Raw genomic sequence first — 21,068 nt, 5'->3', positions numbered from 1 at the left:
CTGCATGAGGGATCTTGGTTCCTGGTTCAGCGGCCCGGGCGATCCCCCGGCCGACGGCGCATGGTCATGAACGTCACGACGGGGGAAGTATGCCCGAGGTCAGACTGCACGGCCGCCACGACGAGCAACTGCGCCTCGAACGCTTCCTCGACCGGGCCGGGAACGACTCACCCCGCACCCTGATCGTCAGCGGCCAGACCGGCATCGGCAAGACCAGGCTGCTGCGCGAGACGACACACCACGCCCGGCAGCGCGGCCTGACCGTCCATCACCACTCCGCGGCCAACCTCCGCGCCCTGGCGTCAGTGGGTCCCGCACGGGGTTCCCGCTCCCCCGACGACCGCGCTCTGCTGGTCCTCGACGACGTGGAGGCCATGACCACCGACGCGCTCCAGCACCTCATCCACACCGCCCGCCAGGTCTCCTCCCCCGCGTCGGCCCTCCTGCTCGCCCGCGCCGCCAAGGCCCCGAGCACCCCGTTCGACCGACCGGTCCTGGCGTCCCCCGGCACCCCGGTCGACCGGCTCGAACTGGCCCCGCTGACCGGCGTCGCGGTCCGCGACCTGGTCCGCGACCTGATCGGCACACCGCCGAAGGCCGGCCTGCTGGACGTGGTGACCTGCGCCAACGGCAACCCCCGCCTGATCGTGGAACTGGTCGGAGGACTCGCCGAGGAGGGCCGCATCGGCCCCACGGGCGACCTGATCCGTCTCACCCCACGCCAACTCCCGCTGCGCGTACGGGCCACGATCGACGACAACCTGCGGCAGCTGTCCAAGGAGTCGGTTCAACTCCTGCGCGTGGGCACGATCCTGGGCCGCACCTTCCCGCTGTCCCGAGCCGCGACCCTGCTGGGCACGAGCACCGCCGCCCTCCTGACCGCCCTCGACGAGACCATGGCCACCGGCCTGCTCACCCTGACCGACGACGGCGTGGCCTTCCAACACCCGCTGATCTGGCGCGCCGTGTACGAGTCGATCCCGGCAGGCGTACGAGCCGCCCTCCACCACGAGGCGCGCCAACACCTGCCCCACCCCACGCCTCCGGCCGGCGCCCCCTCCGCGCCGGGCCACCCTCCGGAGGCACTGGCTCCGCACGCGACACCCGCGGGTGCCGAAGACGCGACCGCGACAGGCGCGACCTCGACGGGCGCCACCACGACGGGAGCGCTCCGCACCCTGCTCCGCGCCGGCCACGTCGAGTCCGCCGCCCTCCTTGTCCGCGGCGCCCTCGACCGCCCGCACACGCCACGGGAGCAGCTGACACTCCGCCGCCTGCTGACCGACCTGCTCCTGGCCGGCGGGCACGGGGGCGCTGTCTTCTCCGGGGTGGTGTTCGGGGGGGCAGAGGTGCCGGGGATCGCGGTGGGCTCGGGGGCGGCGCCGGGGGCTCCCGGGTCCCGGCTCCCGCGCCCGCACCCGCGCCCGCCCGTTCCGGGCCCTCAGGCTCCAGGTCCGAGGGCAGCGGGGCGGCGGGCAGCGGACCCGCGGACACCGGAACCGCGGGCCCCCGGAGCTCGAACCCCAGGTCCCCAGGCTCCGGTTCCACATCCGGCAGGGCCCTTGAACGTCTCGGCCCGACCGCGCCGACCGGCCCGACCGGCCCCGCTGCCCTCACCGGCGTCTGGGCCGACACCGTGATCGACCAGTTGGCGAGGAACGGTTCCGAGGCCGGCCGGACGGCCGCGGTCACCCTGTCCGGCCTGGAGTGGACCGAGGGCCGCACGGCCCAGGCCATCCACTGGGGCCGTCGAGCCGTCGACCACCCCCAGACCCCCGACGCGCCGGCCGACCTCACCCACCCCCGACTCGCCCTGGCCGCCAAACTCGTCGCACTGGGCCACCTCCAGGAGGCCGCGGACCTCCTCCGGCACGCCCTGCCCGAGCAGCCGCCCGAGGAGAGCGACACCGCCCTCCGGATCACCGCCACCCTCATCCACGCCACGGCCCGCCTGCGAACCGGGGACACGGACGCCGCCCGGCAACTGGCCCGGAGCGCCCTCTCGACCGCGTCGGCCGCCGCGCTGCCCGTCCTCGCCGCCTGGGCATCGGCCACCCTGTGCCGTACGGACCTGCTCACCGGCGACCTCGACGCGGCGGCCGAACACCTCGCCGGCTGCCGGGAGCACGCGGCCGCTCTCGCGACGCTCCCGTATCCGACCCCCCACTGCCACTGGCTCGACCTCCTCCTCCACGTCGCCCGAAACGACCTCACCACGACGACCGCCCTGCTCGCTTCTTCCCCCGGCCCGCTGCCGTCCCTGGGCCCGCTGCTCCTGACCGAGCCGGGCGCGGCAGCCTGGTTCGTACGCCTCTCCCGCCGTGTCGCCGACCCCGAGCTCGCCAACACGGCCCTCAAGACCGTGGAACGACTGGCCGCCGACAATCCGGGCGCCGCTTCCGTCCAGTTGTCCGCCCTGCACGCCCGCAGCCTGTACGAATGCGATCCCGACGGGATCTCCCGCGTCGCGGCGGAACACCCGGACGCATGGGCCCGGGCCTGCGCGGCCAAGGATCTGACCTCGCTCCTGAACGAACGACAGGTCACCCCGCAGGCTGTGCCGCAGACCCCCTCGCCACCCCGGCACCACGCATGGCCCGCCCGGGACCAGGTCGACCGGACGCCTCTCGTCGACGCCGTCCCGCACCACAGGCCACCCGCCCCGGACCCGACAGCAGCCACGCTCAGCGCCGTCGAACGCACCATCGCCGCCCTCGTCGTCTCGGGCTTGACCAACCGCCAGGTCGCCCAGCGCGTCCACCTGTCCCCGCACACGGTGAACTACTACCTCCGGCACATCTACCGAAAGCTCGGCATCCGCTCCCGCGTCGAACTCGCCCGCCGCCTCCCCGACACGGCCCCCGGAACCGGGCCAGGTCCAGCGCCCGGTCAGAATTAGACGTCCACGTCCAGACCCGGACAAGCCAGAATGGGGTCTGTCAAACGAGCGGTGTAACTGGGGTAGTCGGGGCTATTGGCGGGCTGCTGACAGGCGGCCGTCGAAGGTGATGTCGAAGGCGTTCAGCGCGGTCTTCCAGCGCATGGTCCAGCGGGCCTGTCCCTTGCCGGTGGGGTCAAGGGACATGATCGCCATGTAGACGCACTTCAGGGCGGCCTGCTCGTTGGGGAAGTGTCCACGGGCCTTGACCGCCCGGCGGATGCGGGCGTTCACCGACTCGATCGCGTTGGTGGTGCAGACGATGCGGCGGATCTCGGTGTCGAACCGCAAGAACGGGGTGAACTCTTCCCAGGCGTTCTCCCACAGCTTCACGATCGCCGGATACTTCCGGCCCCAGGTGTCGGCGAACTCGGCGAACCGCTCCAGGGCGGCCTCCTCGGTCGGCGCCGTGTAGACCGGCTTCAGAAGCCTGGCGATCTTGTCCCAGTCCTGACGGGCGGCATAGCGGAAGGAGTTCCGCAGCAGATGAAGCCGTCAAAGAACAACATGGCGATCTGGGAAGTCGTCTTGTGCTCCTGTCGCGGCCAGGAGGTCGGCTGCGGTGGGGAACCGGCGTTCGGCGGGGGCGATGTCGAGGCCGTGGGCGTCGAGAACGGGGAGGACGTCGTTGATTGCGTTCCAGAGGGTGCTGCGGGAGATGTCGAAGAGTTCGGCGAGTGTGTCGAGGCCGCAGACGCGGCGCCGGTAGAGGATCGTCGCGAGGATGCGGTCGCCGTCGGTGATCTTCTGCCGGAAGACGCCGCCGCGGGTGCTGGGGCGGCGGTCGCCACCGCGGTGCTGGTGCCGTCGCTTCTCGATCGCGGCCGCATAGGGCACGATCAGCTCTTCGAGCAGGTCATGGAGGGACTGGCGGCTCATGCCGGTCAGGTCGGGGGCCGTGAGCGCGTGTCGGCTTGGCCCCATCGGATGCTGATCGGGGCCGTCGTGGGTGAGGAAGGCGCGCAGATCCTGGGAGCGGGTGAAGTAGCGGACCACGGTCGGCGTGACACTGATCTTGTGTTCGTCGAGCAGTTGTCGGGTGGCCTTGATGGCCTGCCCAATGGTGACGGGGTTGATCCCGAGCAGGTCGCACAGCACCTTCTGCGGGCAGGCCTGCCGCAGGTAGACCACGGTGACCAGGACCTCGTCCGCGTTCGAGAGCAGGGACCGGCTGCGGCCAGTGGTGGCAACGCGCCTGCCGCCGCGCAGGACGTAGCGGCGTTGCTCGCGCCGGGCTTCCTGCTCGGGGGCCAACTTGCTTTGGAGAGCAGCGAGTTCCCCGTCAGTCATGCCGATCAGGCGGGGGTCGGTAAGCGCCTGCAGAGTCCGGGCGCGGACGGCAGCGCGCTCGTCGGCGCTCTGCGCGGTCAGGGCCGCGGCGTCGCCGACGGCGGGGGCGATGCTGTAGTTCCATTTCCCGTGCCGGTCGTGGGCCGTGATCGGCAGGGCTTCGAGTTGCTCGCGGCTGACCTGGATGCCGGTCGGGTAGGAGCCCTGGTCGAGGGCTGCTTCGATCTTCAGGCCCGTGCTCGTGGTGGTTGCGGCGATGGTGTTGAGGACGACTTCGTGGCTGGTCAGGGGTCGTCCGCGCCAGTTCATGGTGATGTGCGAGAAGAGCCGGTGCTCGATCTTGTTCCACTTCGACGTGCCCGGCGGGAAGTGGCAGACCGTGACCGTCAGGCCCGTCTCGGCAGCGAACGAGGCCAGCTCGGCCTTCCACAGACGGTAGCGGTAGCTGTTCGAACCTCCCGCATCAGCGGTGATCAGCAACCGGGTCGCCCGCGGGTATTCGAGTCGGCCGCGTGCCTGCCACCAGCGGCGGATGGAGGCAACCGCGAACGCGGAGGTGTCGTGGTCGACGCCGACGTTCACCCAGCCGGTGTTCGCGGTCATGTCGTAGATTCCGTAGGGGACTGCGGTCTGGACGTGGGTGCCGGCGAAGAAGCTGTGGTCCTCGACCTGGATCGGATCACCCGTGGGCCGCCACTCCTGCCCTGCCATCGGCAGCCGGCCGACCTGCTCCTTCTTCTTCGAGTCGACGCTGATCACGGGCTGTCCGGCAGCCTGGTGCTTCTTGACCTGTTCGTTGATGTAGCGGAACTGCGCTTCGCGGTCGGGGTGTTGGTCGCCTTCCAGGGTCTTGGCGGTGCCCTGGAGGCTGAAGCCGTTCTCCTTCAACAGTCGGCCGACGGTCGGCGCGGTCACTCGATGGCCCTGCCGGGACAACTCGGCGGCCAGATGCCGCAACGACTTCGTGGTCCAGCGCAACGGCGACATCGGATCACCGCGCTCGTCCGGCTCGACCAGCCCCATCAGCGCCGGGACCAGGGACGGATCGACGACCTCGGCCCGCATCCGCCCACCGCCAGAGCGCCGAACGCGGCCCTCGGACAGCGGCTCAGCACCATCCTCGAGTTCGAAGACTCCCTTGCGGACGGTGGTTTCGCTGACCCCGGCGATCCGCGCGACCAGGCGCACACCTCCATGGCCGAGCAAGCGTGCCTCCGTCGCCATCGCCAAGCGTCGCTGACGCTCGTTCAAGTGCGCTAGCAGGACTTCGAAGCGGTGAGCGAGTTGCAGGCGGACCTCGTCGGATATGCGCATACCACGCCAACGACACAGTTCCGGGGAAGCAACGTGTTGTTTCTTGACGGCTTCGATGCACCACGCAGGTCTGCACGATGGTACGCGGCCAGACGGTCTCCACCGCCTCGGGCAGGCCCTTGAGCCCGTCGCAGACCAGCATGAGGACGTCGTTCACGCCGCGGTTCTTGATCTCGGTGAGGATGTGCATCCAGTGCTTGGCGCCCTCGCCGCCGTCGCCGGCCCACAGGCCCAGGATCTCCCGCCGACCCTCGGTGGTGACGGCCAAGGCCACATAGATCGGCCGGTTGGCGACCGCGCCGTCGCGGATCTTTACGTGGATGGCGTCGATGAAAACGACCGGATAGACGGTGTCCAGGGGCCTGTTCTGCCATTCGGCCATGCCCTCGAGCACCTTGTCGGTGATGGTGGAGATGGTCTGGCGGGAGACGTCAGCACCGTAGACCTCGGCCAGGTGGGCCTGCACCTCGCCGGCGGTCAGGCCCTTCGCGGCCAGCGAGATCACCATCTCGTCGACCCCAGTCAGGCGCTTCTGTCGCTTCTTGACGATCTTCGGTTCGAAGGAGCCGTCCCGGTCACGGGGCACGACGATCTCCACCGGCCCCACGTCGGTCAGCACCGTCTTGCTGCGTGTGCCGTTGCGCGAGTTGCCGCGATTCCTGCCCGCCGGATCGTGCTTGTCATAGCCGAGGTGGTCGGTGATCTCGCCCTCCAGGGAGGACTCCAGCAGCCGCTTGGTCAGCTGCTGCAACAGCCCGCCCTCGCCGGTCAGCTGCAGGCCCTCGGCCTGGGCCCGGCTCACCAACTCGTCGATCAGCTGGTCATCCACGGCCTTCGCCGACACAGCCGCTGCCGACTCGACAGCGTCCTGCTCAGCCACGTTCTCACTGGTCATCGATGCATCCTCCATGATCGGGAGTTACACCGAACGATTTACAGTCCCCGCCACCGGCGACGTCACGCGGATCATCGACGCCAGGACAGCCGTCGAGCACTACTGGAACACCAGCGCCCCACAGGTACGCGAGCTCGCACGCTACACGCAGCGCGTCAAGCAGGCCGGCCGCAACGTCGAAGACATCTACACCAGCGACAACTGACCGAACGCACAGGCACAGCACGGCAGCGAGCTGAAACTTTCTCTACAAGGATCAAGGCACGCCCTGCGGGCGCGCAAGGGGCGGGAGGACCGGCCTTGGGGGCTGCTTCCTGCCTGCGGCCCAGCAGCCCCGACCAGTCCACCGCCCCAGCATCTCCACCGTCAGCCAGACTCGGCGAGGAGCGATCACGTTGCGCGCAGGCCGCCTGCCTCTCCCCAGCGTCACACCGACCTGGTCACGGGTATCGCCCGAATCTAGCCCTCTCACTGATCGGCGAGAGCGCCTCGCTCTTACGAGCCGAAACTTGCAGCAGAAGAGCCACGAACAACCTCGGCATGTCGGGACCCTGTGACGGCAACGCTGACGGCAACGGGAGCCGATGCGAGCAGACGACCCGAGACAATATGGCTTACCAAATAGCCATGATGACGGCAATCACCTGGAGCAAGAAAAGCTCCGAGATGGCGAATCGCACGCTCTCCGATTGCCAACTTCTCTAGTCGAGAACGTACTTTATGGCATCTGTCGGGCCCAGGATACTTACTCCCGCTTCCGCCATGCGTTTTGCGCCAGCTGTGTAAAGATGGGCTTCCTTGCGGACTCGCACACCAGTAATGACGTTCTCAACCGACGCACCCTTAAACATCAGCTTGCGAAGGTCATTCCTCAACCGTCTCCAGTCGGCAAGTGAAGCCGAGTCGTCAGTCATTGCGCCAAGAAATGTCTCTCGGAGAGCGCCATTCGATTGATCGCCGAAGGTGATTGCGAGGACGTCTGGATTCTTTCGCATGTACTCCAGTGCCGTCGAAACATCAAGGTTCACCGGACGCACACTCAAAGAGATCCGATCCGGAACAGGATTCAGATCGGCGGGGATCTCCGTCCGGTCTACCAGGCGCGCCTGGTAGACCGGACGGAAGCTCTCCGCCACAACCGTGAACCGTGACTGCTGGGCCCAATGGCTCACGACAGCCAAGACCTCGATGCGGTCTGCGTGGAACTGGAGAGATAGCTTCGTCATAGTGTCCTAATTGTAGGCCACGAAGTGCATCTCCATACCGATACTCTCCAGATCCTGGAGAGCCTCGGCTTCGCGTTTAATGGGAGCACCCGACGCGGTTTGTTTGCCAACATTAATCCCATACACACTTCCATCGGGCCATTGAACTAGTACGTCCGGCCTTCGCGAACCCTTGAATCCTCCGGGGGTATCGAATGCACGCTCTGGCAGTGAGCCACCCCCTGCAATGACTTCACCGTCTTCTACTTGGCCAGCCACCTCTGCAATTTTGAGGTTGTGGGCACCCGTTCCTGCCGCCTTCGGCCCTCGCTTATTGATGACGTCGCCACCATTATCACATTCGCATCGTGACGAATGAGTAGCGATATCACAATTGTGGACGAGAACCGGCGTCGCCCCCGCCAGCACATAGTACGTGTGGCACTCGACCCTGCTCTACCTGCGTTTTCGCAGGTCGGAGGTGGTTCGGCGGTCCGCTGGCGTCCGTGGTTGTGCGTTGATGTCCGTGGTTGTTGCCGTCGCTACTGCCGTCAGCGGTATAGACCACATGGGGTGTCTGGCGGTTCGCCCTCGTTCGGCTCCCGCGCCGTGCGGGTTGTCCCTATCCTGGCGTCATGAGTACCTTGCGCGAAGAGCTGCACGAGCTGGTCGACCGGCTACCGGAGTCGCAGGTCGCGCCGATACTGGCCCTCGTGCGGGAGAGCACTCCGGCCGAGGACGGCGGGCAGGAGTGGCCGCTGCCCGACTTCGTTGGCGCGCTGTCCAGCGGCAAGGGTGACCTGGGCGCCCGCTCCGGCGAGATCCTCCGCGCCGAGATGGGACGCGAAGCCGAGTGATCATCTGGGACACCGGGGCGCTGGTCGCCGCTGCCGATGCCGACGACCAGGACCACGCCCGCTGCGTCGAGCTGATGCGCCGCACCCCACGCCCGCTGCTGGTGCCCTACCCGGTGCTCACCGAAGTCTGTTACCTGCTCGAACGCGAACACGGAACTCGCGCAGAGGCCGCCTTCCTGCGCTCCATCAGCCTCGGACAGATCAGCCTGATCCCCCTGGCTGCCCAGGACATCGACCGCATGGTCGAGCTGGTCGAGAAGTACGCCGACTTTCCTCTCGGCGCGGTCGACGCCTCCGTCTTCGCGGTCGCCGAACGACTCGGAGCGGACGCCATCGCCACCCTCGACCGCCGCCACTTCAGCGTCGTCTGCCCCAAGGCGCCCCTCTCCTTCACCCTGCTGCCGTAGGCCGGCCGCACTGGCCGAAACAGCGTGGGCTGGGCCTCCGGCAGGATTGGGGCCTGAACGGGAGGGTCCCTCGTCGGTCGGGCAGCTTCGCCGGACCAGGATTCCCCGGGGGCCGCCAAGGCTCACCCCGTGACGCTCGCGCTCGTCCTTGGCGGCCCCCGCGGGTTCCTGGTACGCCTCCGGTGACCGAGCGACGAGGGACCCACCCCCCGCGACCCGCGACTCTGAACCACGACGAACCCGCACCCAAGGCTCAACCCCCCGCCCCTCGGAGAGAGGGCCGGGTCTGGGGCAGGGCCCCAGGGTGGTTCGCTCTGCCGACTGTTGCGCGCCCGGACCGGCGGGGATGCCGCTGAGCGGGGCGGAGACAGGAGCGGGCGGCGGCCCCGCAGGGCCGGAGCGCGCGACCCGCGCAAGCGGTCGCCTTGATCAAGTAAAGAAAATCTGAACAGCTCCGCGTCTATGCGGCGGTGCTGTTCCTATTGGGGTGGGGCGGGCGCCTCGGCGCTTGAGGGCGGCCCGAAGCTCCACTGCTCGTTTCGCCGTTTCCTTCGGGTGGGTCTCGCCGCGAAGACGCGCACGGCGTTTCTGGTCTTCGACCAGGGCATTGACCCGGCCCGTGAGCGCGTCGAGGAACTCGTCGTCATCAAGGAACTACTGGGTCACGCCCACATCGGCGTAACCGCCACGGCGTACGCACACATCCGACTCCGCCTCCAACGCGACGCCATCGACACCCTCAGCACCACGCTCAGCGGGCCGGAGACAGCACACTCCGACGGCGACGAACAGCCACCCCGGAACGCCCTCGTCCGCTGACGTTGCCGTCAACTACTGCCGTCAAACACCCAAGTGGCCCTGCCGGAAATTAACTCCGACAGGGCCACTCACTTTTTCAAAACCCTCCAGCGGGGAGCTATTCAGCACACCATCCTGCAGCCACGGGAAAAGCAGACCGCAGCAGATGACCTGCCCTAATCGCGCGGCTGATATGCATCATGACTTGCATAATAGGACAGAGCCGAACAGGCTTCCTCTCTCGTTGGCTCCTGGCCATCTCGCCAGGCTTTCCATACGCGGAGCACATCTCTTGCGAGGTGGACTTCGATGAGGTATGCCATTCCTTCCGGTTGATTATCAATCCCTTCGTCGACCAGAGCCGCCGGAATCGCGAGATCGACCGTCTGCCCTGATGCAACGTAGATAGTGAGCTCGCCATCAAGCTCGTCGAGATCGCGGAGCGCATCACCCAACCTGAGCTGGGACGACTCATCCCCAGATTGAGAATCCACCAACACCTCCCGGATGGAACAAGTTCTGTAGGTTTCCTGGTGCCTCATGCTGGATTCGAGGAACTAGCTGCATCAGGCCGTCAGGACCAGCATGATGCCAGGTCCACAGGAGCGAGGGCGACTGACGAGAGATGCCGCCTCGTGGATCGACCAGCGTATTGCGAATTCTGGGAATGAGATCGTCCATCGCCTTTGCGAAGTCGGCATCACTATCCATGGCCAAAACAAGGTCACGGCTTGCTGCCTGGAAGTGAGCACCGCGCGAGCGCCCGGGGTACATATTTTTCGGAATCTTCGTCTCATAAGCGACAGAATAAGCATTCCCAGATCCCACAACTGGATCGCCACACGTATTGTGCACCAGCACTGGCGTGGTCCCAGCGAGTACATACTGAGGTTGAACTCGTGGTGTCGTCATGTGGGTTGGATGGTCAGGCCGGTTTCGGTGAGGCAGCCGTCGATCAGGTTGCTGTGGTACTGGATGCTGCGGAGGCCGTGGCGAATGGTGTCGATGAGGTGTTCGGGGGTGGTGAAGGCGACGTTGGACAGCCACCCGCGTCGCAGCAGGGACCAGATCCCTTCGACGGGGTTGAGGTCGGGGGCGTAGGGCGGCAGGTAGTAGATGGTCAGCCAGTCGTGTGAGTCGGCGAACTCGCGCAGGCCGGCAGCTTTGTGGACGTTGAGGTTGTCCCAGATGAGGACGATCGGGCCGCCGAGTTGCCGGTGGGCGGCGATGAGGAGGTCACGGTAGTCGCGCCGGGAGAAGCTCTTGCGACCGTCACGGTTGCCGTCATCTCTGCGCGGCCGATAGATCAGCCGGGACTTGTGGCCGGGTTTGTAGCAGGTCAGTGCGGCGATCGAGACGCGTCTGCGGGAACGGCCGCGGACCCGCACGACCGGAGTGCGGCCACGCGGCGACCATGTTCTGGCACGCGGCGGCGTCATGGAGAAGCCGGCTTCGTCCTCGAAGACCAACCAGGCCCCACGAGCCGCCGCTAGCCTTCCGCGCGGGGCCAGACCTCCTTGACCCACCCAGCCACGGCATCATCGTCGCGTTCCATGGCACGCCGGGCCGGAACCTGACAGGACCAGCCGTTACGGACCAGCAGCTTGCGCACCCCCTGAACGGTGTAGGTCAGGTGGAAGCGTCGACCAATCACGGTCTTCACGCGGCTCAGGGTCCAGCGCTGATCCTCCCAGCCATGCGCAGCAGGCCCCTTCGCCAGTTCCGCCTCCAACTGGGCGAACTGCTTCTCGCTCAGCCTCGGCAGCGACGCCGGCCCCTGCGACCACAAAGCCCGCTGACCGCCCTCAGCCCACGCATGACGCCACCGCTGCACCGAGCGGACACTGACCCGCAGATCCCTGGCAATCGACGTACTGCCCTCGCCGCAGGCAAACCGCTCAGCCGCCTGAAACCGTAACTCCTCGCGCCTTCCCTGCCGTTCGGCGGTCAACCCGCCACCCTGTGGATACCGCACCCTCCGGTGATACCCCAGCCAGACACCAACAGCCAGCCCTACGACTCCACAAGTTCAACCTCAGTAGCTTCTCTTCATGAAACCAGGACCGCATGCGTAAATCAATATCTAGCCGGCACGCCAACACCCAGATCGCTATTGGCGCAGGCCATCGATTAGTTCTCGAGCTGCCGCAACACAATTGACTAGGTCGTCGTCCGTCATGTCGCCGGGTTCGCGCAGCTCGGGATCGATCACGTAATCCTCAATCGCGTAGAAGACCTGGTTGAGCGCCCGATCGAATGGCTCACGAAGCCGCTCACCCATGTTCAACGACTCACGCCGTTCGGCCAGCCAGGCACGGGCAAAATCCGGTCCGGAAAGTGAGCCGTTAAGGAGCGCGTCGACAAGCTTCAACTGCTGCGCCACATGACTGGAGGGGCCGACTTCGTCTGGGTTGGCCCAAGCGCGAGGCTTCAAGCCTCTTCCCGAGACGTGGTTACCATGAGTCACCAGAGATGTCCATTATCAATAATGTCTGTAAACTGACTTTCTCCGAGTTGCCAGCCGGACCAGAAGGTGCCATCTGAGCGAAGCATGACCATCAGTCGGGTGTCCGGGTTAATGAAGCCAACCGCTGCGCCCTGGCCACGGTAGTTAAACTGGAATATCTTTGTACCCGAGTCAGTCATATGGTCCTGCATCGCCTTCACATACGTCTTAAGGTTCGCACTGTTGCGGTTGCCGGTCACTCCGAAGTCGCCAGCGTGAGCATCGTATTTCTTACTCAGGGTCTTCTGGCTGGAGAAGTCCGCCTTGTCCTTCCAGGCACTAGCCGCAGATCCGCAGTTATGGACCAGTACCGGCGTGTCGCCCGCTAGCACATAGTACGTGTGCAGTCCACTGACGGTGAGGTCATACGTGACGGCGGTGGTGTGGTAATTGCGGATTGTGGTGACGGTGGCGTGGGTGCCGTTGGCTTCGCGGAGGTGGGTGCCGGGGGTGAGGTGGGAGGCCTCGACCCATTGGCGGGTGGTGGCGTTCCAGAAGGGGTGGTGCCAGGTGGTGGTGCGGATGACGCACTGGACGTGCGGGCCGCGGTCTGACCGGTCTGGGGGGCGGTGGCGAGTACCTGCTGGTGTACGCCCGCTGTGCTGCCGCTGGTGCCGTGGTCGGTCTGCGTCTGGCGGTTGCCGGCCGCGTCGTAGGTCCAGGACTGCCAGTACGGCTGCGGACCGCCGACGGTGGAGCTGTTACCCGTTGACGGTGCCGCAGCGCAGTTGTCGGTGGCGGTCCAGGCGGCGTTCAGGCGGGTGGCGTAGTCGTAGGTGTAGCACTGGGTGTCGGTGACGGCGGCGCTGTTCTGCTTGTCGGTGGAGGTGGTGGTCTTGGCGTCGGTCAGCCGCTGCGTCTGCTCGTCGTAGGCGAGGAGAGATAGGCCGTGGAGCCGTCCGTGCCCATCGTGTACAGCTCCGGATTGCCGAACTCGTCGTAGCCGACGGCCTTGACGTAGCTCCAGCCGAAGCCGGAGCTGTTCCTCGTGGAGCTGGTCGGCTGGCCGTAGAGGTCGTAGCCGTAGTTGAGCGTCTCGGCCTGGATTCCGCCGGCTGCCGCGTAGCCGCGGGTCAGCATGAGCCCGGCGGTGTTGTGCGTGTACGTGGTCACGTAGCCGCCGGACGGGGCCAGCGCCGCCTCGGAGCTGGGGAGGTTGGCCAGCGACTCGCATTCGGTGGCCACGTCCCCCAGGCCGTTGTACGCCAGCACCGTGTCCGTCGCCGACGGGCTGGTGGCGCCCTTCTGGTACGAGGCGGAGGCGGTGGCCCCGCCCGTGGTGTCGTATGTGGAGGTCTTACGGCCGTCGGCGTCGTGGGCGTGAGTGGTCTGCCTGCCGAGGGAGTCGGTCGTGGTCAGGAGCTGGTCGGCGTTGTCGTACGTGGAGGTGCTGGTGCCGGCGTCCGGGTCGGAGGTGGAGACCTCGTTGCCCAGCAGGTCGTAGGTCCAGCTCCAGGAGTTGCCGGCCGCGTCGGTCTCGCCTGTGCGGTTGCCGCTCGGGTCGTAGGTGTAGCGGGTGGCGGAGTAGTCCGAGGCGGGGTCGTTCAGGGGGTCGGCGGGTGCGCCGGTGTGGTACTGGTACTGCGCGGTCGTGTTGCCGCGGGCGTCGATGAACGTGCTCTCGGCGGTGCCGCCCTTGGGGGGACTGAGGTGGTTTTACGTCGGCGCCGTAGGTGGTCCCGGCGCCGTCAGCGACCTCCGAACCTGGAACTACACCCTCAACCCCAACCAGGTCAGCGCCCTCTACCAGCAGATCCCCTGACCAACCGCCAGTGACCGCCACGGCGGCCCGCCCGCCCTACCGGTCGCGCAGCGCACCCGGACAAAGCGAACGACTCCGCCCTGTCCCGATGGACAGGGCGGAGTCGTTCACGCTTGGGGAGTTCGCCGACGGGGCTTCACGCACGACCTGCACTGCGGGCGGCCTGGAACCCCGTCAGCACGAGCGAGGTCCCGGCCGCGAGGGAATCATCCCCGACGCACGTACCGCGCACCGTTCAGACCCGCTGCTCAGGCGCCCTTCGCCACGGGCGCGAGGATCGCGACGCACTCCATGTGGTGGGTCATCGGGAAGAGGTCGAAGGCCCGCAGGGAGATCGGGCGGTAGCCCTCCTCGGCGAAGAAGGAGAGGTCGCGGGCGAGGGCGGCCGGGTCGCAGGCGACGTAGGCGATGCGGCGGGCGCCGAGGGGGGCGAGCAGGCGGACGGTGGCGCGGCCGGCACCGGTGCGGGGCGGGTCGAGCACCACGAGGTCGGCCTCGTTGATCCGGGTGCGCGGCAGGACCTGCTCGACCTTGCCGTGCTCGATGCGGACCCGTTCCAGGTCCTGGAGGTTGTGCCGGGCGTCCTCGACCGCGCGGCGGGCGGACTCGATGCCGAGGACGGCCCCGCGTTCGCCGACGCGCTCGGCCAGCGCGCCCGCGAAGAGGCCGACGCCGCAGTACAGGTCGAGGGCCATGTCGCCCTTGCGGGGCATCAGGCCCTGCATGACGGCCTCCACCAGCATGTCGGGCGCCTTGGGGTGGACCTGCCAGAAGCCGCCGTCGCCCACCCGCCAGGTGCGGCCGGCGGCGCGCTCGCGGACGAACGGACGGCCGTGCACCCGGTGCACCGCGTGGTCCCGTTCGCCGACGCGCTGGACCGAGACCGGCCGGTCCAGCTCGACGATCGGCAGCCGGCCCCCCGGGCGGGGGGTGAGGATGACCTGCCGGTCGTGGGAGCCGGTCGCGGCGATGGCCTCGACGGTCGCCATCTGCGGCCAGGTGCGGGCCTCGACGCCCAGCTCGGTGACGCCCGGGGCGGCGATGAGGCAGCGGTCCACCACCTCGACCTCGTGCGAACGGTGGCGGCGCAGCCCCGCGCGGCCCTCCTCGTCCACGGCGTACTGGACCCGGGTGCGCCACTCGGGTACGCCGGTGCCGCCGGCGTCCTTGGCGACCTTGTCGCCGGGGGCGGGCACGATGGTGCCGTCCCAGCCCGCCTCCTCCGGTGTGAGGCCGGCCAGCCGGGCCAGCTGCTCGGTGAGGACGGCGGCCTTCAGCCGGCGCTGCCCGCCGGGGGTGACGTGCTGCCAGTCGCAGCCGCCGCAGCGGCCGGGGCCGGAGAAACGGCACGGTGCCTCGACGCGGTCCTTGGCGGGCTGGAGCACGCGTACGGCGTCGGCGCGCAGGAAGCGGGCCCCCTCCTCGCCCTCGGTGACCCGGGCCACCACGCGCTCGCCGGGAAGGGTGTGCCGGACGAACAGCACCTGGCCCTCGTCGGTGCGGGCGACGCAGTGGCCGCCGTGGGCGACCGGGCCGACCTCGACCTCGTACTCGCGGCCGACCAGCGAAGGGGCGGTTTCGGGCTGCATGAGGGGCGCTGCTCCTGGAGTGGAAGAGGGGGCCTGCCGGGGACGGGACCGCGCGGCAGCGACAGCCGACCAGTCTACGTCGCCCGCCGGGTGCCGCGCGCCGGACCGTCCTCCCGCCCGTGCCCAGGCCCCGTCGCCCCAGGACCCGTCACCCCAAGGCCCGTGGCCGGACACCCCCGCACGCTGCTCCGATGGACCCGTCCGGGCCGTCGCAGCCGCTCCCCGCCCCCGCGGGCGGCGCCCGTCCCGGCCTCGGCTATTCGCGGTCGGTCGGGCCGCCGCCGTTCACGGACCCACCACCGGCGCCGTTCACCGCGCCGGCACCGTCCGTCGGACGCCCGCCCGCCGATCGCCCGGCCGGCGCAGACCCACCCGCCGCGGTCCCGGCCGGATCGGTCCCACCGGCCGCGGTGCCCGCCGGATCGGCCGCAGCCGCGGCCGGCACGCCGGAGGGCCGGTGCGGGGCCACCGGGCCGCGCCGGATGGCGCCGGGGGCAGCCCAGTCGGCGCGGCGGCGGGCCCTGGCCCGCGCGGCCTCGGAGGAGTCCAGCTGCCAGGGCACGGACGTGACCATCACCCCGGGGCTGAACAGCAGCCGGCCCTTGAGCCGCAGGGCGCTCTGGTTGTGCAGCAGGTGCTCGTACCAGTGGCCGACGACGTACTCGGGGATGTAGATGCTCACCACGTCGCGCGGGCTGTCGCGGCGCAGGCCCTTGACGTAGTCGATGATCGGCCGGGTGATCTCGCGGTAGGGCGAGTCGAGGACCTTCAGCGGGACGTCCATGCCCTGCCGCTGCCAGTCGGCCTGCAGCGACCTGGTGTCCTCCGGGTCGACGTTGACGCTGAGCGCTTCGAGGCTGTCGGAGCGCACCAGCTTGGCGTAGGACAGGGCCCGCAGCGTCGGCTTGTGCAGCTTGGACACCAGCACGATGGAGTGCACGCGGGAGGGGCGGGCGTACTCGTCGTCGACGGCCTCGGAGGCGGCCAGCTCCTCGGCGACCCGGGTGTAGTGGCGCCGGATCGCGGTCATCGTGGCGAAGAACACCACCATGCCCAGCACGGCCACCCAGGCGCCGTGGGTGAACTTGGTGAGCAGCACGATCACCAGCACCAGGCCGGTGAGGAAGGCGCCGAAGGTGTTGATCGCCCGGGAGCGCACCATCCGCCGGCGCTTGGCCGGGTCGGTCTCGGTGCGCAGGTGCCGGTTCCAGTGCCGGACCATGCCGACCTGGCTGAGCGTGAAGGAGACGAAGACGCCGACGATGTAGAGCTGGATGAGCCGGGTGGAGTTCGCGCCGTAGATGTAGACGAGGACGGCGGCGAAGCCGGCCAGCAGCACGATGCCGTTGGAGAAGGCGAGCCGGTCGCCGCGGGTGTGCAGCTGCCGCGGCAGGTAGCGGTCCTGGGCCAGGATCGAGCCGAGCACGGGGAAGCCGTTGTACGCGGTGTTGGCGGCGAGGAAGAGCACCAGTGCGGTGACCGCGGCCAGGTAGACGAAGGGGATCGAGCTGCTGCCGAAGACCGCCGAGGCGACCTGCGCGATCACCGGGTCCTGGGTGTAGCCGGCGCCGAGCGGCTTGCCGTGGTTGAGCAGGTCGGTCGCCGGGTTCTCGGCCATCCGCACGTGGGTGACCATGGCCAGCGCGATGATGCCGCAGAACATCGTCACGGCGAGCAGGCCCATCATGGCCAGCGTGTTGGCCGCGTTCTTCGACTTGGGCTTGCGGAAGGCGGGCACGCCGTTGCTGATCGCCTCGACGCCGGTGAGCGCCGCGCAGCCGGAGGAGAAGGCCCGCAGCAGCAGGAAGACCAGCGCGAACCCGCCGATCCCCTTGGACTCGGCGTGCACGGTGTAGTGGGCGGTCGGCGCCTGCATGTCGTGGCCGAGGGCGATCTTCAGCACGCCCCAGGCGATCATGCAGAACACGCCGAAGACGAAGCCGTAGGTGGGGATGGCGAAGATCGTGCCGGACTCGCGCACCCCGCGCAGGTTCATCACCATCAGCAGCAGGATCACGGCGACCGCGCCGAGGACCTTGTGGGTGACGAAGAACGGCACCGCGGAGCCCAGGTTCTCGATGCCCGAGGAGACCGACACGGCGACGGTGAGCACGTAGTCCACCATCAGCGCGCTGGCGACGGTGAGGCCCGCCTTGGGGCCGAGGTTGGTGGTGGCCACCTCGTAGTCGCCGCCGCCGGACGGGTAGGCGTGGACGTTCTGCCGGTAGGAGGCGACGACGGTGAACATCAGCACCACGACGGCGACCGCGATCCACGGGCTGAAGTGGTAGGCCGAGATGCCGGCGATCGAGAGGACGAGCAGCACCTCACCTGGCGCGTACGCCACCGAGGAGAGGGGATCTGAGGCGAAGACGGGGAGCGCGAGCCGCTTGGGAAGCAGCGTCTCGCCCAGCCTGTCGCTGCGCAGCGCCCGGCCGATCAGGATCCGTTTCGGCAGGTCGGTCAGTTTGGACACCCCGCGATGTTAAGGGATGCGCCGTGGGGCCGTGCCCCCCAGTACCCGACGGAGTCTGGCGGACTTCCGCAGCGGGGCGGCGCAACCGCCCGACCGGTCCCGCGCGTGTGTAGCGTGGGCCGCGGTCTGAGACGCTTGGTGCAGCCTCAACACAGACAGCCGGAAGGACGGTCGTGCACGTCGTGATTATGGGATGCGGCCGGGTGGGCTCAGCCCTCGCGCACTCCCTCGAACAACATGGTCATACGGTGGCGGTGGTCGACCAGGACCCGACGGCGTTCCGGCGCCTGGGTTCCGGGTTCGGCGGGCGCCGGGTGACCGGTGTCGGGTTCGACCAGGACACGCTGCGCGAGGCCGGAATCGAGGAGGCCGGCGCCTTCGCGGCCGTCAGCAGCGGTGACAACTCCAACATCATCGCGGCCCGGGTGGCCCGGGAGATGTTCGGCATCGAGAACGTGGCCGCCAGGATCTACGACCCGCGCCGGGCCGAGGTCTACCAGCGTCTGGGCATCCCGACGGTCGCCACGGTCCGCTGGACCGCCGACCAGATGCTGCGCCGGCTGCTGCCCTCCGGGGCCGAGCCGCTGTGGCGGGACCCGAGCGGCGGGGTGCAGCTCGCGGAGGTGCACACCTCCGCGGCCTGGATCGGCCACAAGGTGAGCCGGCTCCAGGAGCAGACGGGGGTGCGGGTGGCGTTCATCACCCGGCTCGGCGAAGCGATGCTGCCGACCTCCCAGACCGTCCTCCAGGAGGGCGACCTCGTGCACGTGATGATGCGGACCGACGGCATCGCCGAGGTCGAGGCCGCGTTCGCCCAGGGGCCCGAGGAGGCGCACTCATGAGGGTCGCCATCGCCGGGGCCGGGGCGGTCGGCAGGTCGATCGCCGCGGAGCTGCTGGAGAACGGGCACGAGGTGCTGCTCGTCGACAAGAACCCCACCTCGATCTCGGTCGAGCGGGTACCGCAGGCGGAGTGGCTGCTGGCCGACGCCTGCGAGATCACCTCTCTGGACGAGGCCGCGCTCCAGCGCTGCAACGTCGTGATCGCCGCCACCGGCGACGACAAGGTGAACCTGGTCGTGTCGCTGCTGGCGAAGACCGAGTACGGGGTGCCCCGGGTGGTCGCCCGGGTGAACAACCCGAAGAACGAGTGGCTCTTCAACGAGTCCTGGGGCGTGGACGTCGCCGTGTCCACGCCGCGGCTGATGTCCGCTCTGGTGGAGGAGGCGGTGAGCGTCGGCGACCTGGTCCGGCTGCTCCGCTTCAGCCAGGGTGACGCCAACCTCGTCGAGTTGACGCTGCCGGAGGAGGCCGCGCTGGTCGGGACCCGCGTCGGTGACGTGGAGTGGCCGACCGACACCTCGCTGGTGACGATCATCCGCGGCAACCGGGTGCTCACCCCGGCCAAGGACGACGCGCTGGAGGCCGGGGACGAGCTGCTGTTCGTGGCCGCGCCGCACCGCGAGGAGCAGCTGGAGGACCTGCTCTCCGTCCGGGACGGCGCGGACGGCGCGGCGGGCACGTCGGAGGGCTGACGCTCCCGGCACCCGCCTACGACGACGGGCCCGGACCCCCGGTTGATCGGGGGTCCGGGCCCGTCGTCGTACGAGTGGCTCAGGGAGGCTGTGCGCGGGCCGGTGCCTCAGCCGGACAGGGTGCGCTGCTCGTCGACGGCCTTCTGCTCCCGCTCGGCCTTCTCGGCCGCCTCCATCTCCGCGATGACGTCGATCGGCGCGGGCGCCTTCACCAGGATGATCCAGGTCAGGTAGACGGAGAGCAGGAAGGGCGGGATGCCGAGGGCCACCTTCACCCAGCCCAGCTGGGTGGCGTTGCCCCACCAGTAGAGCGGGAAGAGGATCGCCGACTTCGCCAGCAGGATCAGGCCCCACGCCCAGCTGGCCCGGGTGTAGGCGCGCAGCCGGCCCGGGTTCCGCTTCCGCCAGGAGAGGTTCTCCTTGAAGATCGGCCCGAGGATGAGGCCGAGCAGCGGCACCCCGGCCGCGGCGGTGGCGATGTAGGCGATGGCCAGCCCGAGCGTGTAGAGCATGCCGGGCAGGTAGAAGTTCTTGGCGTTGCCCGACATCATCGCGAAGACCGCGCCGAACGCGACGCCGAAGATCCCGCCGAAGGCGTGCTTGAGCGTGTCCTTGCGGGCCAGCCGGGCCAGGCCCATCACCACGGACAGGGCCAGCGCGGCCAGGCCGGAGGTCTTGATGTCGTGGTCGACGGTGTAGATCGCGACGAAGACCAGTCCGGGCACGGTGGTCTCCACCATGCCGCGCACTCCGCCGAACGCCTCGAAGAGCGCCGCCTCGGTGACCGCGCGGGCCTCCTCGCCGGTCTCCTGGGGCGCCGTCCCGACCTCGGGCGACGCCGCCTCGTGGCGGGTGGCTCCGGGCGCGGGCCGAGGGCCGCCGCTCCCGCCGGGGGCGTGGCCGTCACCCGACGGGTCCGCGCCCGAGGGCCGGCCCGTGTTGTCGATCGACGTCACCTGTTACTCCTGTCCGACCGGACGCAGCTCGTACTTGGGGTTGAACAGCACCGGACGGCCCCGGTTCATGGAGACCCGGCCGGACGCGAGGATCATGCGCCCGGGTTCTATGCCGACGATGCTGCGGCGTCCCAGCCACACCACGTCGAGCGCGGCTGAGCCGTCGAACAGCTCCGCCTCCAGTGCCGGCACGCCGGCCCGCGGGCGGAGCGTGACGGTACGCAGGGTACCGGTCACGGAGACGATCTGGCGGTCGGAGCAGTCGCTGATCCGCGTGCAGCCCACGGCGAGAGCCTCCTGCCGCAGCTCCTCCGAGTCGAGTTCCTCCGGTGAGGAGGACAGACGGTCGAGCATGCGGCGGAAGCGGCCGGCAGGCCGTTCGGGACGGATGGCACCACTCATACGGTCCAGGGTAGCGGGCCCGACCCGCCGTGCCGGGGGCACGGCGGCGACAGCAACGGGGACGGGGGCTGGAACGGCGAGGGGGACGGGGACGGACGAGGCGACGGCGCCTGTGCGTCCGCCTCAGCCCGGTCGCCGC

Annotated in this window: 19 protein-coding genes and 4 pseudogenes; 9 read left to right on the top strand and 14 right to left on the bottom strand. The window is 68.8% G+C overall.

The window, feature by feature from the left end; translation table 11 throughout:
- Nucleotides 1–89: 89 nt before the first annotated feature.
- Both BS72_RS25975 and BS72_RS33335 read left to right on the top strand, forming a co-directional pair.
- Nucleotides 90–1,640, top strand: a complete 1,551-nt coding sequence (locus BS72_RS25975; RefSeq protein WP_037914029.1) for an AAA family ATPase — start codon at nucleotides 90–92, stop codon at nucleotides 1,638–1,640.
- Entirely contained in the window at nucleotides 1,637–2,899 is a 1,263-nt protein-coding gene (locus BS72_RS33335; RefSeq protein WP_063836136.1) for a helix-turn-helix transcriptional regulator, read from the top strand. The genes BS72_RS25975 and BS72_RS33335 overlap by 4 nt, the downstream gene beginning before the upstream one ends.
- A gap of 72 nt (nucleotides 2,900–2,971) precedes the next feature.
- Here BS72_RS33335 and BS72_RS25965 read toward each other — a convergent pair.
- The 3 genes and pseudogenes from BS72_RS25965 to BS72_RS25955 all read right to left on the bottom strand — a co-directional run.
- Nucleotides 2,972–3,430, bottom strand: a pseudogene (locus BS72_RS25965) (IS256 family transposase); the annotation flags it as partial.
- 3 nt (nucleotides 3,431–3,433) lie between these two features.
- Complete coding sequence (locus BS72_RS25960; protein ID WP_037914025.1) at nucleotides 3,434–5,542, bottom strand: ISAzo13 family transposase; 2,109 nt, start codon at nucleotides 5,540–5,542, stop codon at nucleotides 3,434–3,436.
- A 46-nt stretch (nucleotides 5,543–5,588) separates the two neighbouring features.
- Nucleotides 5,589–6,437, bottom strand: a pseudogene (locus tag BS72_RS25955) (IS256 family transposase); the annotation flags it as partial.
- Nucleotides 6,438–6,450: 13 nt separating this feature from the next.
- Between BS72_RS25955 and BS72_RS36780 the strand changes: the two are divergent.
- Complete coding sequence (locus BS72_RS36780; protein WP_157856328.1) at nucleotides 6,451–6,642, top strand: hypothetical protein; 192 nt, start codon at nucleotides 6,451–6,453, stop codon at nucleotides 6,640–6,642.
- A 496-nt stretch (nucleotides 6,643–7,138) separates the two neighbouring features.
- Here BS72_RS36780 and BS72_RS36775 read toward each other — a convergent pair whose 3' ends face one another.
- On the bottom strand, nucleotides 7,139–7,663 hold the full coding sequence (locus tag BS72_RS36775; RefSeq protein ID WP_157856327.1) for a hypothetical protein: 525 nt from the start codon (nucleotides 7,661–7,663) through the stop codon (nucleotides 7,139–7,141).
- 614 nt (nucleotides 7,664–8,277) lie between these two features.
- On the opposite strand from BS72_RS36775, the gene BS72_RS25950 reads away from it, so the two are divergent.
- The 3 genes and pseudogenes from BS72_RS25950 to BS72_RS25940 all read left to right on the top strand — a co-directional run.
- Nucleotides 8,278–8,499, top strand: coding sequence for a hypothetical protein (locus BS72_RS25950; RefSeq protein ID WP_037914022.1), 222 nt, complete (start codon nucleotides 8,278–8,280; stop codon nucleotides 8,497–8,499).
- Nucleotides 8,496–8,906 carry a type II toxin-antitoxin system VapC family toxin gene (locus BS72_RS25945; protein WP_037914020.1) on the top strand — a complete coding sequence of 137 codons (411 nt, stop codon included), beginning with the start codon at nucleotides 8,496–8,498 and terminating at the stop codon, nucleotides 8,904–8,906. Before BS72_RS25950 ends, BS72_RS25945 begins: the two co-directional genes overlap by 4 nt.
- Before the next feature lie 579 nt (nucleotides 8,907–9,485).
- Nucleotides 9,486–9,725 (top strand): annotated as a pseudogene (locus BS72_RS25940) (hypothetical protein); the annotation flags it as partial.
- A 155-nt stretch (nucleotides 9,726–9,880) separates the two neighbouring features.
- Here BS72_RS25940 and BS72_RS36770 read toward each other — a convergent pair.
- From BS72_RS36770 to BS72_RS38805, 6 genes are all read right to left on the bottom strand, one after another.
- Nucleotides 9,881–10,204 carry a hypothetical protein gene (locus tag BS72_RS36770; RefSeq protein WP_157856326.1) on the bottom strand — a complete coding sequence of 108 codons (324 nt, stop codon included), beginning with the start codon at nucleotides 10,202–10,204 and terminating at the stop codon, nucleotides 9,881–9,883.
- Nucleotides 10,176–10,385: an HNH endonuclease gene (locus BS72_RS40045; RefSeq protein WP_407639063.1), complete on the bottom strand. Its 210-nt coding sequence runs from the start codon at nucleotides 10,383–10,385 to the stop codon at nucleotides 10,176–10,178. Before BS72_RS40045 ends, BS72_RS36770 begins: the two co-directional genes overlap by 29 nt.
- Before the next feature lie 227 nt (nucleotides 10,386–10,612).
- A protein-coding gene (locus tag BS72_RS40170) for an IS630 family transposase (protein WP_456049138.1) occupies nucleotides 10,613–11,679 on the bottom strand; the annotation gives its coding sequence in 2 pieces (ribosomal slippage) (nucleotides 10,613–11,230 and nucleotides 11,233–11,679; 1,065 coding nt in all).
- 135 nt (nucleotides 11,680–11,814) lie between these two features.
- Nucleotides 11,815–12,087 (bottom strand): colicin immunity domain-containing protein, encoded by a 273-nt coding sequence (locus BS72_RS25925; RefSeq protein ID WP_051951701.1) that lies wholly within the window; start codon nucleotides 12,085–12,087, stop codon nucleotides 11,815–11,817.
- An 80-nt stretch (nucleotides 12,088–12,167) separates the two neighbouring features.
- Nucleotides 12,168–12,734: a colicin D domain-containing protein gene (locus BS72_RS38810; protein WP_265736832.1), complete on the bottom strand. Its 567-nt coding sequence runs from the start codon at nucleotides 12,732–12,734 to the stop codon at nucleotides 12,168–12,170.
- Between the two features lie 322 nt (nucleotides 12,735–13,056).
- Entirely contained in the window at nucleotides 13,057–13,422 is a 366-nt protein-coding gene (locus BS72_RS38805; RefSeq protein ID WP_037914016.1) for a hypothetical protein, read from the bottom strand.
- 424 nt (nucleotides 13,423–13,846) lie between these two features.
- On the opposite strand from BS72_RS38805, the gene BS72_RS39310 reads away from it, so the two are divergent.
- A complete protein-coding gene (locus tag BS72_RS39310) occupies nucleotides 13,847–13,972 on the top strand; it encodes a hypothetical protein (protein ID WP_265736811.1) in 126 nt (41 codons plus the stop codon).
- A 248-nt stretch (nucleotides 13,973–14,220) separates the two neighbouring features.
- On the opposite strand, the gene BS72_RS25910 is transcribed toward BS72_RS39310, so the two are convergent.
- Nucleotides 14,221–15,561: a class I SAM-dependent RNA methyltransferase gene (locus tag BS72_RS25910; RefSeq protein WP_037914013.1), complete on the bottom strand. Its 1,341-nt coding sequence runs from the start codon at nucleotides 15,559–15,561 to the stop codon at nucleotides 14,221–14,223.
- Between the two features lie 448 nt (nucleotides 15,562–16,009).
- Nucleotides 16,010–18,037 (bottom strand): annotated as a pseudogene (locus BS72_RS25905) (APC family permease); the annotation flags it as partial.
- Between the two features lie 173 nt (nucleotides 18,038–18,210).
- Here BS72_RS25905 and BS72_RS25900 point away from each other — a divergent pair.
- Both BS72_RS25900 and BS72_RS25895 read left to right on the top strand, forming a co-directional pair.
- Nucleotides 18,211–18,879 (top strand): potassium channel family protein, encoded by a 669-nt coding sequence (locus tag BS72_RS25900; protein WP_037914011.1) that lies wholly within the window; start codon nucleotides 18,211–18,213, stop codon nucleotides 18,877–18,879.
- Nucleotides 18,876–19,571 (top strand): potassium channel family protein, encoded by a 696-nt coding sequence (locus tag BS72_RS25895; protein ID WP_037914008.1) that lies wholly within the window; start codon nucleotides 18,876–18,878, stop codon nucleotides 19,569–19,571. The genes BS72_RS25900 and BS72_RS25895 overlap by 4 nt, the downstream gene beginning before the upstream one ends.
- Nucleotides 19,572–19,678: 107 nt before the next feature.
- On the opposite strand, the gene BS72_RS25890 is transcribed toward BS72_RS25895, so the two are convergent.
- Both BS72_RS25890 and BS72_RS25885 read right to left on the bottom strand, forming a co-directional pair.
- The gene (locus tag BS72_RS25890; protein WP_078901634.1) at nucleotides 19,679–20,527 is read right to left on the bottom strand and encodes a DUF3159 domain-containing protein; all 849 of its coding nucleotides are present in this window, start codon (nucleotides 20,525–20,527) and stop codon (nucleotides 19,679–19,681) included.
- Between the two features lie 3 nt (nucleotides 20,528–20,530).
- Nucleotides 20,531–20,929, bottom strand: a complete 399-nt coding sequence (locus BS72_RS25885; protein ID WP_078901633.1) for an OB-fold nucleic acid binding domain-containing protein — start codon at nucleotides 20,927–20,929, stop codon at nucleotides 20,531–20,533.
- Nucleotides 20,930–21,068 lie beyond the last annotated feature (139 nt).

This window comes from Actinacidiphila yeochonensis CN732 (assembly GCF_000745345.1).
Lineage (GTDB): Bacteria > Actinomycetota > Actinomycetes > Streptomycetales > Streptomycetaceae > Actinacidiphila > Actinacidiphila yeochonensis.
Note: the sequence above shows the minus strand (reverse complement) of the source record. Positions and strands in the feature narration are given on the sequence as shown.

Bases quoted from the DNA above. Each gene is read 5' to 3' on its own strand.
- BS72_RS25975 (WP_037914029.1), top strand. From the start codon at position 90: ATGCCCGAGGTCAGACTGCACGGCCGCCACGACGAGCAACTGCGCCTC.
- BS72_RS25960 (WP_037914025.1), bottom strand. From the start codon at position 5,542: ATGCGCATATCCGACGAGGTCCGCCTGCAACTCGCTCACCGCTTCGAA.
- BS72_RS36780 (WP_157856328.1), top strand. From the start codon at position 6,451: ATGATCGGGAGTTACACCGAACGATTTACAGTCCCCGCCACCGGCGAC.
- BS72_RS36775 (WP_157856327.1), bottom strand. From the start codon at position 7,663: ATGACGAAGCTATCTCTCCAGTTCCACGCAGACCGCATCGAGGTCTTG.
- BS72_RS25950 (WP_037914022.1), top strand. From the start codon at position 8,278: ATGAGTACCTTGCGCGAAGAGCTGCACGAGCTGGTCGACCGGCTACCG.
- BS72_RS40045 (WP_407639063.1), bottom strand. From the start codon at position 10,385: ATGGACGATCTCATTCCCAGAATTCGCAATACGCTGGTCGATCCACGA.
- BS72_RS25910 (WP_037914013.1), bottom strand. From the start codon at position 15,561: ATGCAGCCCGAAACCGCCCCTTCGCTGGTCGGCCGCGAGTACGAGGTC.
- BS72_RS25895 (WP_037914008.1), top strand. From the start codon at position 18,876: ATGAGGGTCGCCATCGCCGGGGCCGGGGCGGTCGGCAGGTCGATCGCC.
- BS72_RS25885 (WP_078901633.1), bottom strand. From the start codon at position 20,929: ATGAGTGGTGCCATCCGTCCCGAACGGCCTGCCGGCCGCTTCCGCCGC.